Annotated in this window: 17 protein-coding genes; 5 read left to right on the forward strand and 12 right to left on the reverse strand. The window is 62.5% G+C overall.

Features of this window, described 5'->3' with window-relative positions:
• The first annotated feature begins 31 nt into the window (after positions 1 to 31).
• The 3 genes from OKC40_RS12085 to OKC40_RS12095 all read left to right on the forward strand — a co-directional run bounded on the left by OKC40_RS12085 (position 32) and on the right by OKC40_RS12095 (position 2,335).
• Positions 32 to 1,048, forward strand: a complete 1,017-nt coding sequence (locus OKC40_RS12085) for a chemotaxis protein CheV (protein WP_042057572.1) — start codon at positions 32 to 34, stop codon at positions 1,046 to 1,048.
• A 175-nt stretch (positions 1,049 to 1,223) separates the two neighbouring features.
• On the forward strand, positions 1,224 to 1,703 hold the full coding sequence (locus OKC40_RS12090; RefSeq protein ID WP_082040682.1) for a hypothetical protein: 480 nt from the start codon (positions 1,224 to 1,226) through the stop codon (positions 1,701 to 1,703).
• A gap of 17 nt (positions 1,704 to 1,720) precedes the next feature.
• On the forward strand, positions 1,721 to 2,335 hold the full coding sequence (locus OKC40_RS12095) for a superoxide dismutase (protein ID WP_182938321.1): 615 nt from the start codon (positions 1,721 to 1,723) through the stop codon (positions 2,333 to 2,335).
• A 95-nt stretch (positions 2,336 to 2,430) separates the two neighbouring features.
• On the opposite strand, the gene OKC40_RS12100 is transcribed toward OKC40_RS12095, so the two are convergent.
• From OKC40_RS12100 to OKC40_RS12140, 9 genes are all read right to left on the reverse strand, one after another.
• Entirely contained in the window at positions 2,431 to 3,378 is a 948-nt protein-coding gene (locus OKC40_RS12100; protein WP_182938320.1) for a SanA/YdcF family protein, read from the reverse strand.
• Positions 3,379 to 3,565: 187 nt separating this feature from the next.
• A complete protein-coding gene (locus OKC40_RS12105) occupies positions 3,566 to 6,325 on the reverse strand; it encodes a collagenase (RefSeq protein WP_182938319.1) in 2,760 nt (919 codons plus the stop codon).
• Between the two features lie 219 nt (positions 6,326 to 6,544).
• The gene (locus tag OKC40_RS12110) at positions 6,545 to 7,972 is read right to left on the reverse strand and encodes an AMP-binding protein (protein ID WP_139708547.1); all 1,428 of its coding nucleotides are present in this window, start codon (positions 7,970 to 7,972) and stop codon (positions 6,545 to 6,547) included.
• A complete protein-coding gene (menC, locus tag OKC40_RS12115; RefSeq protein WP_139708548.1) occupies positions 7,965 to 8,894 on the reverse strand; it encodes an o-succinylbenzoate synthase in 930 nt (309 codons plus the stop codon). The genes OKC40_RS12110 and menC overlap by 8 nt, the downstream gene beginning before the upstream one ends.
• Positions 8,894 to 9,754, reverse strand: coding sequence for a 1,4-dihydroxy-2-naphthoyl-CoA synthase (menB, locus tag OKC40_RS12120; RefSeq protein WP_182938318.1), 861 nt, complete (start codon positions 9,752 to 9,754; stop codon positions 8,894 to 8,896). Before menB ends, menC begins: the two co-directional genes overlap by 1 nt.
• Complete coding sequence (locus OKC40_RS12125; RefSeq protein WP_156135269.1) at positions 9,747 to 9,884, reverse strand: hypothetical protein; 138 nt, start codon at positions 9,882 to 9,884, stop codon at positions 9,747 to 9,749. The genes menB and OKC40_RS12125 overlap by 8 nt, the downstream gene beginning before the upstream one ends.
• Complete coding sequence (gene menH / locus OKC40_RS12130) at positions 9,877 to 10,668, reverse strand: 2-succinyl-6-hydroxy-2,4-cyclohexadiene-1-carboxylate synthase (RefSeq protein WP_182938317.1); 792 nt, start codon at positions 10,666 to 10,668, stop codon at positions 9,877 to 9,879. Before menH ends, OKC40_RS12125 begins: the two co-directional genes overlap by 8 nt.
• Entirely contained in the window at positions 10,628 to 12,376 is a 1,749-nt protein-coding gene (menD, locus tag OKC40_RS12135; RefSeq protein ID WP_182938316.1) for a 2-succinyl-5-enolpyruvyl-6-hydroxy-3-cyclohexene-1-carboxylic-acid synthase, read from the reverse strand. Before menD ends, menH begins: the two co-directional genes overlap by 41 nt.
• Positions 12,377 to 12,408: 32 nt before the next feature.
• Positions 12,409 to 13,728 (reverse strand): isochorismate synthase, encoded by a 1,320-nt coding sequence (locus OKC40_RS12140; RefSeq protein WP_182938315.1) that lies wholly within the window; start codon positions 13,726 to 13,728, stop codon positions 12,409 to 12,411.
• A 208-nt stretch (positions 13,729 to 13,936) separates the two neighbouring features.
• On the opposite strand from OKC40_RS12140, the gene OKC40_RS12145 reads away from it, so the two are divergent.
• Positions 13,937 to 14,842 (forward strand): 1,4-dihydroxy-2-naphthoate polyprenyltransferase, encoded by a 906-nt coding sequence (locus tag OKC40_RS12145; protein ID WP_182938314.1) that lies wholly within the window; start codon positions 13,937 to 13,939, stop codon positions 14,840 to 14,842.
• 75 nt (positions 14,843 to 14,917) lie between these two features.
• On the opposite strand, the gene OKC40_RS12150 is transcribed toward OKC40_RS12145, so the two are convergent.
• A complete protein-coding gene (locus OKC40_RS12150) occupies positions 14,918 to 16,312 on the reverse strand; it encodes a PepSY-associated TM helix domain-containing protein (protein WP_182938313.1) in 1,395 nt (464 codons plus the stop codon).
• Positions 16,313 to 16,587: 275 nt separating this feature from the next.
• Between OKC40_RS12150 and OKC40_RS12155 the strand changes: the two genes are divergently transcribed.
• Entirely contained in the window at positions 16,588 to 16,995 is a 408-nt protein-coding gene (locus tag OKC40_RS12155; RefSeq protein ID WP_182938312.1) for a hypothetical protein, read from the forward strand.
• Between the two features lie 27 nt (positions 16,996 to 17,022).
• Here OKC40_RS12155 and OKC40_RS12160 read toward each other — a convergent pair whose 3' ends face one another.
• Complete coding sequence (locus tag OKC40_RS12160) at positions 17,023 to 17,313, reverse strand: YkgJ family cysteine cluster protein (RefSeq protein WP_139708554.1); 291 nt, start codon at positions 17,311 to 17,313, stop codon at positions 17,023 to 17,025.
• 114 nt (positions 17,314 to 17,427) lie between these two features.
• Positions 17,428 to 18,807, reverse strand: a complete 1,380-nt coding sequence (gene dbpA / locus OKC40_RS12165) for an ATP-dependent RNA helicase DbpA (protein ID WP_042057548.1) — start codon at positions 18,805 to 18,807, stop codon at positions 17,428 to 17,430.
• Positions 18,808 to 19,078 lie beyond the last annotated feature (271 nt).

Consider the following 19,078-nt stretch of genomic DNA (forward strand, 5'->3'; position numbering starts at 1 on the left):
TGCTGCCCGCGCAACCAGAATGAGAGTCACCATGATGTCCAAAGATGGGGAAGAGCGTAAATCTATCCTGACCGAAAGCGGCACCAACGAGCTTGAGATCATCGAGTTTCACCTCAAGAAGCAGTTGCCGGACGGGCGAGAGAAGATCGCCTACTACGGGATCAACGTCGCCAAGGTGCGCGAGGTGATCCGGGTGCCGGAAACCACCGATTACCCCAATGCCCAGCGCCATATGGTGGGGGTCTTTTCCCTGCGGGAGCGCCTGATCCCGCTGGTGGATCTGGCCGGTTGGCTCGGCATCAAGACCAACCCTGACCCCAGCCACAAGGTGGTGATCGTCACCGACTTCAACAAGATGGCCAACGGCTTTCTGATCGACAGCGTCAGCAGGATTCACCGGGTCTCCTGGGAGGATGTGGAGTCCCCCAGCCAGTTTCTGGAAGCGGGAGAGAACGACTGCGTGGTGGCGGTAGTCAGGCGCGATGGCAACCTCATAATGATCCTCGATTTCGAGAAGATCATCGCCGACATCAACCCCGAACTCAGCATGGAGAAGTACGACGTCACCCAGGATCGCAAGGTGCTCATCGACGATCGCATGATGGCGCTGCGTCAGGGCAAGACCATTCTGGTGGTGGACGACTCGGCCTTTATCCGCAAGATGATCGAGACCACCCTGCGTACCGCCGGCTACAACGTGATAACGGCCAAGGACGGGGGGGAAGGGCTGGAGATGCTGACGGATTTCGATCGTCTGGCGCAGGAGGAGAAGATGCCGGTTTCCGGCTTCGTCAATGCGGTGATCACCGATGTGGAGATGCCGCGCATGGATGGCATGCACCTGCTCAAGCGACTGCGGGATACCCCCTCCTACAAGGAGATGCCCATCGTGATGTTCTCCTCCCTGATGAGCGATGACAACCGCCAGAAGGCGCTGCAACTGGGGGCCAACGATACCATCACCAAACCGGAGATAGGGCGCATGGTGGGGATGATGGATCATATGCTGCTGGGGATCGCCCCGCCCTCGCCAGCCAACAACATCTGACCTGACATTAACTTGCCATTGACCGGTCGCATCTTCTGACCGGTTGCCTCAAGCGGCCACTCCTTGCCAAGGAGTGGCCGCGCTGTTTTGGTTGTTTGCTGCGATCCCCACACCCCTTGTCTCCCGGATATGATTCATGTAATGATAATTATTATCATTTGTTGGTGTGAAGCGTATGACAGCAACCTGGGTGAAGGGGTGGGTCGAGTCGACCGAAGGTGGCAGCAGTATGACCCACTGGAAGCAGCAGACCAGAGAGGGCAACCGGCTGTTTGATTGCGGCGAGTACCATCAGGCGCTGGCCCATTATCAGCAGGCGCTCTGGCTGGCTCGTCAGCAATTGGTGCAGTGGCACGATGCTGACGAGGCGGTGGCGGCGCTGGTGGTGGCCCACCACAATCTGGCGGATCTGCTGGTGGCCATGACTCTGCCCGATCGCGCCGCCGACCTGCTCTGCTATGTGCACGACTGCCTGCTGGCGACCTGTTACTCCCCCGCTTGCTCCTCCCGCCTGCGAGAGGCCGCTTTGCGCCATACCCGCACTACCCGTGCCGAGTTGCTGACGTTCGTACAGCGCCACGGCAGCCACGCCGCGATCATGCGCTCGCTCGGTCACTGCCTGTGCCAGAGCGAGCCCTCATCCCGGCTCCATTAATCCGAACAGAGGTCATCATGAGTCATACCCTGCCAGCCCTGAACTATGCCTACGACGCACTGGAACCCCATATCGATGCCCTGACCATGGAGATCCACCATAGCCGTCATCACCAGACCTATATCAACAACCTTAACGTCGCGCTGGAAGCCGCGCCCGAGCTGGCCGCACTGCCGGTTGAGGATCTGCTGCGCCGCTTCGACAGCCTGCCAGCCGCCTTGCAGGGGGCGGTACGCAACCATGGCGGCGGTCATGCCAACCACTCCCTGTTCTGGCTGGTGATGAGCCCGCAGGGGGGCGGTGAGCCGGGTGGTGAGCTGGCGCTGTCCATCGAGCGGGAATTGGGGGGATTCGATGCCTTCAAGCAGGCTTTCACTCAGGCTGCCCTGAGCCGCTTTGGCAGCGGTTGGGCCTGGCTGGTGGTGGACAAGGCGGGCAGATTGCAGGTGGAGAGTAGTGCCAATCAGGATAGTCCCCTGATGCATGGCCATACCCCGATCCTGGGGCTGGATGTGTGGGAGCACGCTTATTACCTCAAGTACCAGAACAAGCGTCCTGACTATATCGCGGCCTTCTATCAGGTGGTGGATTGGGCCGAAGTGGCCCGCCGCTATCAGGCGGCGCGCGGCTGACATAGCCACAGGGGATGGGCCAGGATGAGCAGTTCAAATTGGCTGCCACAATCCACGCTGCAATAACAGGACCCGCCAGTTGGCGGGTCGTCTGTTTATGGTGCGGCAGTGCTGGCGCTGGCGGCTGAAGAGCCCACCGGCAATATGGGCAAGGCCGCGCTGGGCATCTTGGCGGCGGTTTCTGCCGCGGGTTTGGCGGGGGTGACCGGTTCAGTGGTTGCCGCTGCGGATGCAGCTGCAGTGACTTGTTCAATCGCAGCCGAGACAGGCGGAGTGGCCGACTCGGTGGCAACCGCTGCAGATACCGCTGCCGGCTTGACCTCATCCACCGTCGGTTTGGGTTGTTTGAGGCAGGGTTGCAGGCTGCCGATGGTACTTAGTGACTGGCAAGGCACAGGCAGACCGATGGGGACCGGTGCCCCGAGGAACTTGGGCCCCTTGTCCAGTACATAGAGGTCGAGCAGCCCCATCAGGCGGGCAAAGACTTCCCGCACCCGGGTGCGGATCCCCTGATAGGCGCTGGGATCCTCGGCATTGAAGCCGACCGCATCGATACCGAAATGGCGTGCGATAAAAATGGCCCGCTCGTTGTGAAAGCCTTGGGAGACCACGGTAAAGCGCTCCTGGCCGAACACCTCTTTGGCGCGAACCACTGAGTCGAGGGTGCGGAATCCGGCGAAATCCATATAGATGGCGGAGGCGGGGATGCCCGCCTTGATCAGGGCGCGGCGCATCTGGCGTGGCTCGTTGTACTGCACGGTGGCGTTGTCACCGGAGACGATGATGAAGTCCACCTTGGCATTGTTGTAGAGCTCGGCCGCCGCCTTGATACGGTATTTGAAGTAGTGGTTGGGGCCGCCACCGGAGAGATATTTGGAGGTACCCAGCACCACCGCAACCCGGTTATAGGGCACCTTGTCTACCTGATCGTAGGTGTAGTGACGGGCATCAGAGACGATCCACTCGCTGTAGCCCAGCAGCATGGCAATCAGGGCCAGCAGCAAAACGAGGCAGGCGAGGAGGATCTTGGCAAACTTCTTCATGCGCGGTGCGGTCAGGGTCTGAAGTTGGGAATGGCTTTCGGCATTCTATTACAACTCGGCCGCCGGCGTCAGGCTTGATAACGGGCGGGCACCTCATTCGGGCAGAGGTTGTCGCAGCAGAGGACGGGAGAGCGGGAGGATAAAGCGAGGGGCTGCGGTGGCAGCCCCTCTTTTAGGTGAAGGTTTATCAGTGGGCGGAGTCGTTGCCCTTGCAGGCGTCTGACTCCTTGTTGGCTTGCCACCAGGGCAGCAGATCCCGGGCGAGCCACGCCTGATAGGCGTCGCTGTCGTTGGCGATCAGCCGGTCCAGCTCCCCTTCGAAGTCGCTCATCGCCTGCTGCCGATCCGGATTGCGCAGCGCCTGTGCCAGCACCAGCCAGCTGGCGCCGCGATCGGTATCGTTGAGGAAGCGGTGCACGGTATAGGACCAGGAGTAGACCATCTCGCCACCCTGCTCGTAGTCAAGGTGGAGGATAGCCGCCAGTGTCGGACGCTGGTTGGCGGGGCGGTTTGCCACGTTATCCAGACCCCGGGCAAAGCACTGACCATGGGCGATGTACTCTGCAATCCCCTCGGCCCACCAGGTGGTGCGGTTGAGCGGATAGTGGCCGAAGCTGCCGTACTGGTTGAAGCGGCCATCCAGATAGTGAACGTACTCGTGGCGCAGGTTCCACACCTGGAAGGCGGGGCGTTTCCACTCCGCCTCATAGGCGAAGAAGCGGGCCTGATTGCCGGGGCGAGCCGGATCCCCCTCGATATAGATGCCGCCATTGTCGGTGGAAACGCCAAACAGCGCGCTGCCGTAGCGGCCCCAGTCGGCAGAGGAGTTGAAGATCACCAGCTCCAGCGCCTCGTTGTGATCATCGGCCACCGGTTGCTCGCCCGTTTCCATCTGCTGGTGGAAGCGCTGCTCCTCGTCACCCAGCTCGCGGCAGATCCCCTCGGCCTGAGCCTGAGTCAGATCCTGGGCGCGCAGGCGCAGGGTGGGTGAGCAGGTGTGCTCGAACGGCAGGATCTCCTCCATGCGGATCGGAGTACAAAGCCCGGCGAACTCGCCGCTGACACAGGCCTCGCTGGTGCGATCCGTGTAGGTGAGGTAGTAGCTGGAGAGAGTCAGGGAGACCTCTTCCAGCATGGCGGCCGGATGCTGGCCGCCCGGGACCAGCCCCTGCTGGCGGATGATGGCGATGACATCGCGATCCAGCTGTTGGCGATAGGCGACCGTCTCATCGGGGCTGGTGTGATGGAGGTAGCGCATCATCTGGTAGAGACGGCTATGGGCATCGAGGATGTTGTTGAAGATAAACAGATCCCGTGAACCGTCGCGCTGTTTCCAGAGGGCCAGCTCGCTCAGGCCCAGTTGCAGCAGGTGCTGGCGTAATGCCACCTCCTGTTGCAGTACCGCTGCGCTGGAGTCTGCCTGCTGATCGTAAGAGGCGCTCTGATCAACCAGATTGAGCAGCTCGAACAGGCCATCGGCCCAGGGTTTGTGGCCATTGATTTGCGCCGCATGTTGCACCGCGTAGCCGAGCGCCATGTTGATCTGGGCCAGCATGGGGGCGGCACTCTGGCGGAAGGCGGCTTGGCCAAGTTGGCCTTGTGCCGCCACGCTCCAGGCTTCCAGCACTGTGCCAGCCTGATCCTGCGGTTCGGCACTCAGTAGCAATGGGTGGTTGAGCAGATCAATCATCACCCCGGCCAGAGCCCGGGCGGACTGATCACTCTCCTTGCCAACGCCGCCGTGGTAGTTGTGGGCGCGCACATAGTAGAGCAGTTTGTCCATTGCCGGATGGGTCGGCTGGTTGGCTGCCAGCAGGGCACGCATGCCGCGCACCACCGCCATCAGCTTGGCGTCATCGTGGCCATAATCCGCCTGCCAGGCAGGACTGCTCTGGCCGCGCACGTCGGCCACCAGTTTGGCGGCATCGCTGTCGAGCAGATCCACATCGGGCTGCTCGGGCTCCGAGCAGAGACGACCGTTGGCGCGGCGGCACTCCAGTTGCTCCTCCTTGCTGGCCAGCACGATGGGGCGATTGAGCACCCGGCTCTCCTGCCACTCTTTGCTCTCTGGCAGGGGTTGCCACTCGCCGCCAGCGACCGGGTATTGGTAGCCGCTATCTTGCAACGTTACCTGAACCTCGCTGCCTGCGGGGATCACCTGACGGCAGATGCGATAGCGGATGGTGTTGCTCCCCTCCTTGCGCTCCTGCGGCTCATCACACTCCTGCTGAGGCGTGAGTTGATCCAGCTGCCACTGATAACGGCGCCAGACATGGATCTCGCTGACCTGAGCGGCTGCCTGACTGCCTGCCACCGGTTGCAGACGGAAAAAGATCTGCTCCAACCGGCCATCCCGCTCACTCGGGGCCTCTTCAAGTACCTGCAACTGCTGCCAATCCTGCGGCTGATAGTGCCACTCCGACTCGGCGCAGCGGCCTTGTGCGTTGAGTTCGCAGCGATCCAGCTCCCTTTCGCTCTGACCCAGGATGATGGCTTGTGGCAGCGGCAGACGATCCTGCCGCTGTGCGGTCGGCGTGCCCGCCAGCTGCTCCCAGCGACCCTGCTTCAGGCCATAACCAAAGTCATGACTGCTGGCGGGAATGAGCTTGCCCGCTGGAATCCGGTCTTCACAGCGCACGAAGCGGATCTGCCAGCCCGCATCTACCTTGAGCTGCGGCTCGCCACACTGCTGCTCGGCCAGCGCGGCGAGATCGCTGCTCTGCCAATCGAAGCGACGGTAGACTCTGAGCTGCTGATAGGGCGCGTTGCTGCTACGCGCTTTGAGTTCGTAGGTGATCTCGGTGATGCGTGCGGCCAGTTGCCGGCTCGATTCGCCAGTCAACTGATACTGTCGCCAGTCATTGGGGGAGTAGTTGGCTTGCGCCGAGGATGTAGCAAAAAGCAGGGGGCCTGCCAGCAGCAGCCACCCGGTACCCGAACGGTTCATTTTTATCCCTTTGTTGTTGTTTGTGTATTGCCTTGCGAGTAATCGCAAGGCAATTTAACCAGTTCCAAAGGGATATCAATTGCCAGTTAAAAATCAGATAAATCAATAAGATGATAAATTTTTTAGTCTGATCGGATTATCGTGGGCTGGCGCCGCAGTGAGGACTCACATGTTTCTTTTTCTGTTTTCAGTGCAGATCGGGAAATTGTGAGTCCGATCTCATTCAGCTTGTTGTGACAAGGTGGTCAGCTGTCGGGCAATCTTGCCCAACTGTTGGCGTGAGGGTTTGAGATTGCCGCCAAGATCGGGCCAGGGGAGCCAGTGGTCGGGCACCATAAAGCCGGGCAGGGCGCTGCGGATCCAGACTGCCAGTTCGGGGTAGGGTACCGGCTTGCCATGCCAGTCGATAAAGGCGGCGGGGCGTTGTCCCCACTCGTCGCTAGGCACTGGCACCACCAGCGCCTGGGCGACGGCGGGATGATCCACCAGTCGCTGCTCTATGGTCTCGGGCTGGATGTTTTCGCCCCCCGAGATAAAGAGGTTGTCGAGCCGCCCCTCCACCAGCAGTTCCCCTGCCGCAGTGAAGCGTCCCTTGTCGCGGGTATGAAACCAGCCCTCGTCATCGAGGGGCAGTTCCAGCTCGCCTGCCCGGTAGTAACCGGCAAACAGGGTGGCGCCACGCACGCAGATCTCCTGCTCCCGGATGCACACCTCCCGCCCCGGTAGCGGTTTGCCAACCACGCCCGCATCGCCGGGGACCGCGGTACAGACCTGACTGCCCATCTCGGAGAGACCATAGCTCACCTTGGGTTCGAGTCCCATGGCGCAGAGACGGCTCACCAGCGGTTGCGGGATGGCGGCGCCACCGAGCAGCAACTCGCGCAATCGGGTGCGGGCGGGGTCAAAGCCCTCTGCCAGCAGGCGCCAGAGCTGGGTCGGCACCAAGGACAAGTGAGTGATGGGTTGGCACTCCAGCCGCTCCTTGAGGGGCCGTTCACGCTGATCCAGCACCAGAGTTGCGCCCGCCAGAAAGACCCGAAACAGGATGGCGTAGCCGCCGACATGGAACAGCGGCAGGGAGAGCTGCCAGCCGGATTCCTCATCGAGGGGAATGAGGGTGGCAGAGCCGCGCGCCGAGGCAAGGTGGTTGCAGAGTCGATGCACCACCGCTTTCGGCGTGCCGCTGGAGCCCGAGGTGAGGATCATGTTGTTGAGCTGGGCCGATGCCAGCGGCCACGTTTCTTCGCTTGCTGGCAGCTCGCATGCGAAGTCGAGCTGCAAGGGTTGCCACTCACCTGCCGGGATCTCCCCTGCCGACCAGAAGGCGCTGGCATCGAGTTGCACCGCCAGCTCGCGCTGCTTTTCAAGAGGGAAGGCGGGGTTGAGCGGGCAGAACACCACGCCGCTGCGCACGCAGGCCCAGGCCAGCAGCACATCTTCCAGCGCACCGCGCACCACCGCTGCCAGATGATCGCCACGACGCACTCCGGCTTGTTCCAACTGTTGGCACAGGCTGTTGAGGCGGGCATCGAGCTGGCGATAACTGAGAGGCGAGGCTGTGTGGATGGCAATGCGGTTCGGGGCTGTGATTGCCCGGTGGCGTACCGGGCAAGGCGTCTGTTCGGGTGAGCGGGAGGGGTCAATCACGGTAATACAGTTTCTCCAGTCGGCTCAGGTCCGGTTTGCCATCGTCCCCCAGCAAATTGCCCGCCATCCAGCGGCGGGTATCGAGGCCCGGGGCCTGTTCCGGTGCCCATTCACCCGCCAGATGAAACAGCTGGTTCAGGCCCAGATCCGATTCGAAGCAGGAGGAGATGATCACCTTGAGCCGCAGTTCGCGGGCGCGAGCGATCAGCGCTTCGCAGTTGGCCAGTGAACCGAGCAGGGTGGGTTTGAGCACCAGCGCGCGCAGTTGTGGGATCGGCTCCCACGGCTTGCCTTGCGCCAGCAGCTCGTCCAGCGCCACCGGCATGCCGGTGCGGTTGGCGACAAAGGCGATGTCGGCAAAGTCGGCGCAGGGGTCTTCCAGATACTCGATGCGATTCGGGTCGAGGTGGCCGCAGAAGGTCCACGCCTCCTCACGAGTCCAGCCCTGGTTGGCATCCAGCACCAGCTTGAGGGAGGGCACCCGATCGCACAGCAGGCGGATCAGCGCCAGCTCGTCACGCATCGGGTAGCGCGCTACCTTCAGCTTGGCCTTGCTGGGTGTGCGGTGCAGCCACTCTTTCCAGTTGCGCAGCAGCTCCTGGGGGGAGCCTTGAATGAGGGGATAGGGCTCCGGCAGCGGGTTGCGCTGCTCGGGCCATGTCCGGCGCGCGCAGTCGAGGCCAAATTGCACCGACGGCAGCACGGGGTTCGGGGTCTCGCCAGCGGCGATGGCCGCCAGCGCGGCAAGGGCTTCCGCTTCTGCCTGTTGCAGGTTCTCTTTCGAGAAACCGGGCAGGGGGGCAATCTCCCCCCAGCCGTCGTTGATGCGCACCAACAGCCCCTCTCGCGCCACCTCCACCTTGCCGTGAAAGGTCAGTGGCTGGGTAAAAGGCAGTTGATAGCGATACAGGGCTAGTGTCATCAGGGGTTCCGCTTGTATTTGGAGAAGTCGGGGCGACGTTTTTCGTTGAAGGCGTTGCGGCCTTCCTGACCCTCTTCGGTCATGTAGAACAGCATGGTGGCATTGCCAGCCAGCTCCTGCAAGCCCGCCTGACCATCACAGTCGGCGTTGAGGGCGGCTTTCAGGCAGCGCAGCGCCATCGGGCTGTTTTGCAGCATTTCGCGGCACCAGCGCACGGTTTCGTGCTCCAGATCCGCCAACGGCACGACGGTGTTGACCAGACCCATGTCGAGGGCTTGCTGGGCATCGTACATGCGGCAGAGGAACCAGATTTCGCGGGCCTTCTTCTGGCCGACGATGCGGGCCATGTAGGAGGCACCCCAACCGCCGTCGAAGGAGCCCACTTTCGGGCCGGTCTGGCCAAACTGGGCGTTGTCGGCGGCGATGGTCAGGTCACACATCATGTGCAGCACGTGGCCGCCACCGACGGCGTAACCGGCCACCATGGCAACCACCGGCTTCGGGCAGGTGCGGATGTCGCGCTGGAAGTCGAGCACGTTGAGGTGGTGAGTCCCCTCGTCATCACGGTATCCACCGTAGTCGCCACGGATCTTCTGGTCGCCGCCGGCGCAGAAGGCTTTCTCGCCAAAACCGGTCAGGATGATGGTGCCGATATGATCGTCATAACGGGCATCGGCCAGCGCCTGCAGCATCTCTTTGACGGTGCGGGGACGGAAGGCATTGCGGACCTGGGGACGGTTGATGGTGATCTTGGCAATGCCATCGCCGGACTTGTGATAGAGGATGTCCTCGTAACCGGCGGAGCAATCCTGCCACTCAACAGGAGCGTACAGTTCCGCTTCCGTCATTGCTTCAATCATGGTTTTTTCCTTCTGATCTGGTCGAGCGCAGTTGAGCACCGAGTTGAGCAAAGAGTTGAGCACAGCGTTGAGCAATCCCGGCATGTTGAACAGGTGCGTACAGTTCAGCTTCCGTCATTGCTTCAATCATGACTCGTCTCTTCTTGTTGGTTGACCCACTCCGCGAGGAGTCGGGCAAAGGTTTCTGGCTGATGGGCGTGCAGGTTGTGGCCGCCCTCCAGCACCAAGTGGTTGATTTTGCGATGTTGACTCGCCAGCTGGCAAGCCAGCTGATGGAATTTGTGATCCCGCTTGCCACTCACCCAGGTGACCGGCAGCTGGCACGCCATGAGCCAGGGGGCGAGATCCGGCTGCTTGCCGAGCGAGGTGGCGCGCAGCATGGTGGCGATGGCCTTGCCATCATTGCCAAGGCGGCGGGCGATCTGGCGGGCCCGGGCCGCGTCATCGAGATCGGCAAACACCCCTTGCTGGTACCAGTCTGCCAGCACGTCAGCCAGGGGCTCCTGCTCGAAACGCTGCGCCCATTGCTCATCGTGCTGGATGCGGGCGGCCCGTTCACTGGCCGGTAGTCCCGGGTGGCAGTTCTCCAGCAGCAGCCCCTGCAGCCCGGCGGGTTCGCGGCTGGCTTGATAGAGGGCCAGTCGCCCCCCCAGCGAGTAACCCGCCAGTAGATAGCGTTCAATGTTGCGGCTGGCCAGCTCGGCAACCAGCCACTGGTGGCTCTGCTCAAAACCATCGACGGTCAGCGTGCTATGGCTGCCATGACCCGGCAGATCGAGGGCGATGCAGCGGTGGCCGGGCAGCCGGTCGATCACCGGTTGCCAGTCGCCGCTATCCCCCAGCAGGCCGTGCAGCAGCACCAGCGGTGTGTTGTTACCGCTCACGGATGGCGGCTCCCAGCGCCTTGAGATCATCGGCCACCTGCTCGCTCGGTACCCGGATCTCGATCAAGGTAACGCCATGTTTGAGGGCGGCGCGGTAATCGCGTTCGAACTCGGCCAGGGTGGTCGGCGCGCGATAGCTGAGGCCAAACATGGCAGCGGCATGTTCAAAACCTAGGCCGTGGGGCAGCCGGTAGTAGCTCTCCAGCAGCGCCCCTTCGCTGGGCACCGGCAACATACGGAAGATGCTGCCGCCATCGTTGTTGAGCAGGATCACCACCAGCGGGCGGCTCGCCTTGCCAAGCAGCGCGAGACTGTTGAGATCGTGCAGGGCGCTGAGATCGCCAAGCAACAGGGTCGTTGGCTGGTCGCTCGACTGGGCAAAGCCATAGGCGGTGGCGATCAGGCCATCGATGCCGGAGGCGCCGCGGTTGGTCATCACCCGGCTCGGCCCCTTGCCCGTGTCACCGAGCATATCCATCAGTCGGGCTGGCATGCTGTTGCCGACAAACAGTTGCCCTTCGATAAGGGAATTGAGGCGATGGCAGACTCCGAGCTCGGAGAAGCGCTCGCAGGCCGCGGCGATCTGCTGGCTGGCGTTGTGTTGCAGCTCGGCCAATGTGTGCCAGGGGGCCTGAGCGGTGGTGACCGGATGAGCCGCGGCAAAGGCGCTGGCAATGCAGAGCAGCCGGTTGCGCAGCCGATAGTCGGGATCGAGCCGCGCCGGTTGTGGATCCACCAGCCAGTAATCCTGCCATGAGTGGTGCTTGATGAACTGGCCGAGCCGCTTGGAGATAAGCCGCGCGCCAAATTGCAGCAGCACCTCGGCGCGGCCGAGCTCGGCGACGAAGAGCTGGTCGTTGAGCGCCAGATCCATGTGGATGAGGTTGCGGCTATCGAAGCGGATCTGGCTCTGCAGATCCGCCAGCAGTGGCCAGCCAAGTTGCTCCGCCAGCGCGGCGACCGCCTGTGCCTGTACGGGATCCGTGATCCGTCCGGCCACAATCACCCCACGCTTGTGCTGCCATTCGTTCCACTCGAGTTGCGGCGGGCAGGTTGCCTCGCTTTGCTGCCACGGGTTCCAAGGCTTCTGCGAGCTGAGCCAGTTGCCGAGGGGGGCCAGATAGTCGGAGAAATCCTGATAGTGCTCGCCCGGGTAGAGGGGCTCGGGGTACATGCAGTTGAAGTGCACCACCCCGGGAGTGAGCGCCTGTTTGGCCAGCGCCTGATCTACCGAGCTCAGCACAAACGCCGCCGGAATGGTCGGGGTGGGGCTCGGCAGGTTCTGCTGATAGATGGGGTAGCGGCCGAAGATCCCCTGCTGGTCGATCGCCTGATTGGCGCCGTTGTCGATAAGCTCGTGAGGGCGATCGGCGGAGAGAATAATCAGCGGCACGCCGGTGAGCTGGGCCTCTGCCACGGCGGGCCAGAGGTTGGCCACTGCTGTGCCGGAGGTCATGATCACCGCCACCGGCCGGTTGCTCCCCTTGGCCAGCCCCAGCGCCATAAAGCCGAGGCCGCGCTCGTCAAAGTGCAGGTGGCGGCGAAAGCCCTGATGGGCCGCGGCCGCCATGGTCAGCGGCGCGGAGCGGGAGCCGGGGGCCAGCGCGATATCGCGTACCCCGAGGCGAAAGAGCTCCTCCAGCAAGAGGGAGGACCAGACGTGATTGAAGGTGGCGTGCTGGCTCGAAAACGGGGGGCAGGCAAACTCTTCGCTGGCAGGCTCTTTACGGGTGGGCATAGGGGCTCTCGCGGGTTGAAAAGGGGTCATGGCTATCCCAGCAGGGAGAGCACATTGGCGATCTTGTTGTCGAGTTCGGCCCACTCGGCGACCGGCTCGGAACCGGCGACAATGCCGGCACCGGCAAACAGGGTGACGCTGCCCGGCTGAATGCGGGCGCTGCGAATGGCAACCGAAAACTCCGAGGTTTCCCGGCTCAGCATGCCGCAGGCACCGGCGTACCAGCCCCGGTCATAGGGCTCGAACTCGCGGATGAAGGCCAGCGCCGCTTCGCGCGGGGCACCGCCCACGGCAGGAGTCGGGTGGAGGGCGTCGAGCAACTGCCAGTCGCAGACCCCGGGCTTGAGTTCGGCCTCGATATCGCACTTGAGGTGTTGCAGCAGCCGCAGTTTGAGAATGCGCGGCTCGGTCAGGGTAGCGTCGTGGGCCAGCGGTGCCAGCCGGCTGAGGATGTCGGCGTGTACCAGCCGGTTCTCCAGCCGGTTCTTGCTGTCGGCCAGCAGCTCGGCGGCCAGTTGGGCATCCACCTCTTCATCGCCGGAGCGGCGGATGGTGCCCGCCAGCGCCTCGGTAAAGAGGTGGCTCCCTTCCCGGCGGTAGAGCCGCTCGGGGGAGCAGGCGATAAAGGCCTGCTCGGGGGAGAATTGAAAACCGAAGTGGAAACAGTCCTGGGCGTGGCGAGCCCACTGGTCGAGCATGGCCCAGGGATTGATATCCGCATCATGGTTCGGACTGGTCAGCACGCTCTCCCGCGACAGCACCACCTTGGGGGTGTGGGCCTGAAAATCGGGGGCGGTGACGCGCTCTACCAGCGTCTGCCACTGGGCGGGGCCGGGGCAATCCTGTCGCTGCCAGGGTTGCTTTTGCAGGGCGGGCAGCGGGGCTTCCGGGTGCAGGGCATCGAGGGCGGTTTCGGCGGCCTGCAGTTCGGCCTCGAGATTGTGGTCATCCAGCCAGAGGTTGAGGCAGAGACTGACGCACTCGCCACGGCGCACCAGCTCGATACGGGGCAGCACGAAACGGCAGGGGCCAAACCCTTGCCAGCCGGACTGGGCCGGATCGAACGCCAGTCCGCCATAGTAGCGGGGGCTGTCGTCGTGATGCTGGCTGGCGTTGGCACACACCTGCTTGATGGCGTGCGACTCGGTCAGTTCATGGATGGCGCCCAGCGCGACATACTCGGGACGATCCTCTCCACGGGCCTGCCAGTAGATGCGGGGATAGAGGGTTTGCGCCGCGAGCCAGCCCAGAAAGGAGCGGATCTCGATCGTCACTCGCAACCGCACGAAGCCGCTGACGTTGCTGTGACGCAGGGCGTCCAGTTGTTGCTTGATATGGGTCTGAGCCAACATGGATTCTTTTCTGAGCCGGGTAGTAACGAGCGATCCGGTAGCAGGATGCCGTAGGTTTATGCCAAAGGGCGATGATTTCCTATATATTATCTGCCCATTCGTCCATGTAAATCGCCCGAGGGAGCTTCACTCTCCGGGGCCAAGTATACCCAAATCCGGTTCGATAACCCTTAACACGATCAATATCCGATTGTTTGGCCATCACAATATGACAAATACCTTCTCTGTTTGGTTGCTGGCGGCGCGTTTGCGAACACTGCCGCTCGCCTGCTCTTCCATCCTGCTGGGCTCGGGGCTGGCTGCCAGTCGTGGTGCCTTCGATGGCACCATCATGGCGCTCTCGCTGCTGACCGCCATCCTGCTGCAGATCCTCTCCAATCTGGCCAACGATTACGGCGATGCGGTCTCCGGCGCCGACAACGGCGAGCGGATCGGCCCGCAGCGGGCAGTTGTCTCCGGCCTTATCACCAAAAAGCAGATGTGCGTGGCGATGGCGCTCACCGCGCTGGCGGCGGTGGCCAGTGGCCTGCTGTTGCTGGGCTGCGCCTTTGGCGGTCAGTGGCTGCAGATCCTGGCATTTGTGGTGCTGGGTGGCGCGGCCATCGTTGCGGCGGTGACCTACACAGTCGGCAAGACCCCTTACGGCTATCGCGGGTTTGGCGATATCTCGGTGTTCCTGTTCTTCGGTCTGCTGGGGGTGCTCGGCTCCTACTACCTCTTCACCAAGAGTCTGGAGTGGGATCTGCTGCTGCCTGCCACTGCATGTGGCTTGCTGGCAACCGCCGTGCTCAATATCAACAATGTGCGCGACATCGAGACCGACGCCGCCAGCGGCAAGATTACCCTGGCGGTTCGCCTTGGCCGCAATCGCGCTATCGCCTATCACTGGGTACTGCTGGGGGCGGCGCTGCTGGCGACCATCGCCTTTATCCTGACCCTGCCCGCCAGTTTCTGGCCGTGGATCTTCCTGCCTGCCATGAAGCCCCTCAGCGATGCGGCCCGAACCCTGCGCGAGAGCTACGATGGCGAGGTGCTGACCGGCGCCCTCAAGAAGACCGCCATCAGCGCCTTTCTGTTCAGCCTGCTGCTCTCCATCGGGTTGGCGCTCTCCTGACAGCTGGTCGCAGCTCGCCAAGGCGAACAATAAAAAGGGCTCCCGAGATGGGAGCCCTTTTTGGTTTTGGCGGGTTTAGCTGGCGCGCGCCACCCTGAGAGGGCGGCGGGAGAAAATCAGGGTATCCAGCAGCCAGATGGCGACCATGGAGGCACCCACCAGCGGGAAGGCGATCCCCAGCAGGATAAGCAGGGCGATGGCTCCACGCATCGGCGGCAATTTGGCGGGCAATGGCGGCGCGGCAAGACGGCCCTGCGGACGGCGGCACCACCAGATCCACAAGCCACTCACGGCGCTGGCCAGCACCATCAGACAGATGATCAGCATGGCGAGCTGATGGGGCCAGCCGTAGAGCTTGCCCATGTGCAGCATGACGCCGCTCTCTACCGTCTTGGCGACCGGGCCGTAATCCTGCCAGCGCACATCGGCCAGCACCTTGCCGCTGTATTGGTCGATATGCAGGGTGGCATCGTTGCGTGGATCGTCGGCAAACAGGGCGATGGTGTAGACGCCGGTGTCGCCGACCGGCGGGGTGATGCTGTAACCCGGTTGGACGCCCCGTTCACTGGCTGTCTCGACCACCTGTTGCAGCGCAATGCGCTGGCTCGCCATCACCATTCCCTCATGTTCGCCGTGGTTCATGGCGCCATGATCGTGCGCTTCATCGACCGGCTGCGAGCTGGGCATCGGGGTGTTCTCCACCGCCCAGGGGACGGTCTGCTCGTGGGCCTGATTCAGGCTGCGAGCCAGCGGTGCCGATTTGGGCACCTCGTTCCACATGGCGGCGGGGAAGCGGTTCCAGACTGCGGCAAACTGATCGCCCCAGAAGCCGGTCCAGGTCATGCCGCTCAGCAGCAGTAGCAGCAGGAAACCGGCGCCCCAGAAGCCGACCACAGCGTGCAGATCCCGCCACCAGAGGCGTCCGCGCTGGCTCACTCTGGGCCAGAGGATGCCGCCTACCCCGGGCCCCTTGCGTGGCCACCAGAGGTAGAGACCGCTCAGCAGCAGCACCAGCCCCCAGCCTGCGGCCAGCTCGATCAGCCGATCCCCTGTGGTGCCGAGCAGCAGGTCGGCGTGCAGGGCGCGGGCCACCGCTTGCAGATTCCACTTGTTATCCATGGTGCCGAGCAGGGCGCCGTTGGCGGGATCCATAAACAGGGTCAGCTCCTGTTCGCCCCGATTGACGATGAACTGGGCGCTCTGGTCGGGAGCGGCAGGCGGCAGGTATTTACGCAGGCTGGCATCGGGCATGGTCATCATCGCCTTGGCCAGCAGCTGGTCGGCACTCAGCGTCTGGCTGGCGGGGGCGACCTTCATCAGATCGGGGTACATCAGGTTGTCGAGCTGGGGTTTGAACAGATAGACGATCCCGGTCAGTGACAGCAGGATCAGGAAAGGAGCGACAAAGAGACCGGCGTAGAAGTGCCAGCGCCAGATCCGTTGGTAATGACTCGAGTCCCTGTTTTTCATTGCGCATCCTTGTTGGGGGGCAAACCTTTCGGCAGGTGGAATGTTTGTGGCGGCGCGGATAATAGCAATAACGTTTCGTTAACTGCAATCACACATCTCGAGGTCGATGCAGTGCGGGATGGCGGTGATATGGTGTGCTGACAGGGCGCTGACGGTTTGCCGGATGGGATGAGCACACTTTGTGGGAAGCCTGTTTGCTGCTGGACTTTTCTTTATAAATTATTACCTTGTGATAACAATCTGCAGGCGGTGGTGGTAACGGAATGGGAGCAGTCATGCAGCCACATGGGCATTTCGACATGGAGCGCAGGGGCCAGATGCTGATCTGTCGCCCGAGTGGCCCCTTCAATCTGGCGGGGGCCATGGCCTATGAAGCGGGCTTTCGCCACGAGCTGGCCGGACTGGTGGATCGCCCCTGGGGGATTGTCGAGGTCGCGACCGAGTTCGAAGCGGCCGGGCCCGAGGTGCTGGCCCGTTTTCGTCGCCAGTTTGGCTGGTGTGCCGAGAGTGGCTGTCAGTTTCTGGCGGTGGTGCTGGCGGGGGGCTTCAAGCGCTATCTGGCGGATAACATCTTCAAGGACCTGCCGTTTCGGGCGGTGCGTTACTTCGAGCAGGAGGCGGCCGCCATCCAGTGGCTGGGGGAGCAGCTCACAGCTACTCCCTGCGAACACGCGGGCGCTTGACCACCCCGCATCCTGCCTGGCCCGGGTTCACTCCAGCTTGATAAACCACTTGTCCCGCTCGTCAACGCAGTCGGGCTCACCCATTTCGAACTCACGGCAGATCAGCGGTCGCACCTCGTAGATACGGCACATCATGGTGTTGCGGTCGAGCGCCGCACACCAGCCATCTTCCAGTCGGTGCATCACGGGCACCTGTCCCTCTATCTCGTCCACGTAGCGATCCGGTACACCGGTATCGGTAAACAGCATCACTTCGAGGCGGCAGCAGCAGGCTTCGCAGTTCTGGCAGCTGACGTCGGCTTGGGGTTCTCTGTTCATCTGTGTTGTCCATGCCATTGGAATGGCACATTTTCGATAAAAAACAGGCGCCTGCAAAGGCGCCCGTGCTGTGGTTCATGACAAGTCGGGCAGAGATGCTGCCCGCCATCGCCCTTAGCCCAGTTTGCGGGCGCGGTAGCTGCGCCCCTTGATCTTGCCTTCCTGCAACCGCTTGAGGGCGGCGCTCGCCACGCTGCGCTTCACGGCGACGTAGGAGTACTGCTCTGAGATCTGGATCTTGCCCACATCGGCGCCGGCAATGCCGCCTTCGCCAGTCAGCGCGCCCAGAATGTCACCGGCCCGCACCTTGGTCTTGCGGCCTGCATCGATGGAGAGGGTCACCATCTGCGGCGCGATCGGTTTGATATCGCGACCGATGCTGTCGAGATCACCCAGCGGCATCGGAGCCTGCTGGTACTCTTCGATGAAGTTGACGCGCTGGGCTTCGTTCGGCTGATAGAGGCTCAGAGCCAGACCCTGCTGGCCGGCACGACCGGTACGGCCGATGCGGTGCACGTGCACTTCCGGATCATAGGTCAGCTCGTAGTTGATGACGGCGCCCAGCTCCTTGATGTCGAGACCACGGGCCGCCACGTCGGTGGCCACCAGAATGGTGGCGCTGCCGTTGGCAAAGCGCACCAGCACCTGATCCCGCTCGCGCTGTTCCAGATCGCCGTTCAGCGCCAGCGCCGAGAAGCCCTTGGCAGCCAGATGGTCGGCCACGTCGTTACAGGCACGCTTGGTGTTGCAGAACACCACGCAGGAGCTCGGTTGGTAGTGGCTCAGCAGCCAGGTGAGGGCATCAAGGCGCTGACCAAAGGGGACTTCGTAGAGCTTCTGTTCGATGGCGCTGCCTTCGTGCAGGGACTCGACGCTCACCTCGACCGGATTGCGCTGCACGCCGCGGCTCATCTGGGCGATCCCTTCCGGATAGGTGGCGGAGAACAGCAGGGTCTGGCGGCGCTCGGGGGCATAGCTGATGACGCGATTGATGTCTTCGCCAAAGCCCATGTCCAGCATGCGATCCGCTTCGTCCAGCACCAGCGTTTCCAAGCTCGAGAGCTCCAGCGTACCCTGCTCCAGATGCTTGAGGATGCGACCCGGGGTGCCGACGGCGATATGGGCGCCAAAGCTCAGGGTGGCGGATTGCGGTGCGGTCGGGGTGCCGCCGCACAGGGTGACCAGCTTGACGTTGGGCAGGGCGCGCGCCAGACGACGGATCTCCTGAGCCACCTGATCCGCCAGTTCGCGGGTCGGGCAGAGCACCAGCGCCTGTACGTCGACACGGTTGACGTTGAGGCGGGAGAGCAGGCCGAGGGCGAAAGCAGCGGTCTTGCCGCTACCGGTTTTTGCCTTGGCGATCAGGTCTTTGCCTTCGAGTACCAGGGGCAGGCTCTGGGCCTGGATCGGGGTCATCTGCAGGTAACCCAGGCTGGTGAGGTTTTCTTGCAGGGCGGGGGAGAGATTGAGGCTGCTAAATTCGCTGTTGTTCACAAAAGGACTCTATTTCGGAGAAAACGGGGATGCGCCGTGCGCAAGGGCGCGCATTGTATCAGAAAGCGCTGCCGGATGTGGCGGATTTTTGAACGGTTGGCCACGAGGCTGCATGCCGGGTTCATTTGTTGCCAAACCGATCGCGGGCAATCACTGGCAATCCAATAAGGACTATTTTTCAAACACTCATCTAACCGACATTCCGCACCTGATTTAGGAATAAATTTGCCGATAGCGCTCACCCAATACCTCCAAAATGATCTGCTGGTCT

It is taken from the genome of Aeromonas sp. QDB11 (assembly GCF_027705265.1).
GTDB lineage: Bacteria > Pseudomonadota > Gammaproteobacteria > Enterobacterales > Aeromonadaceae > Aeromonas > Aeromonas allosaccharophila.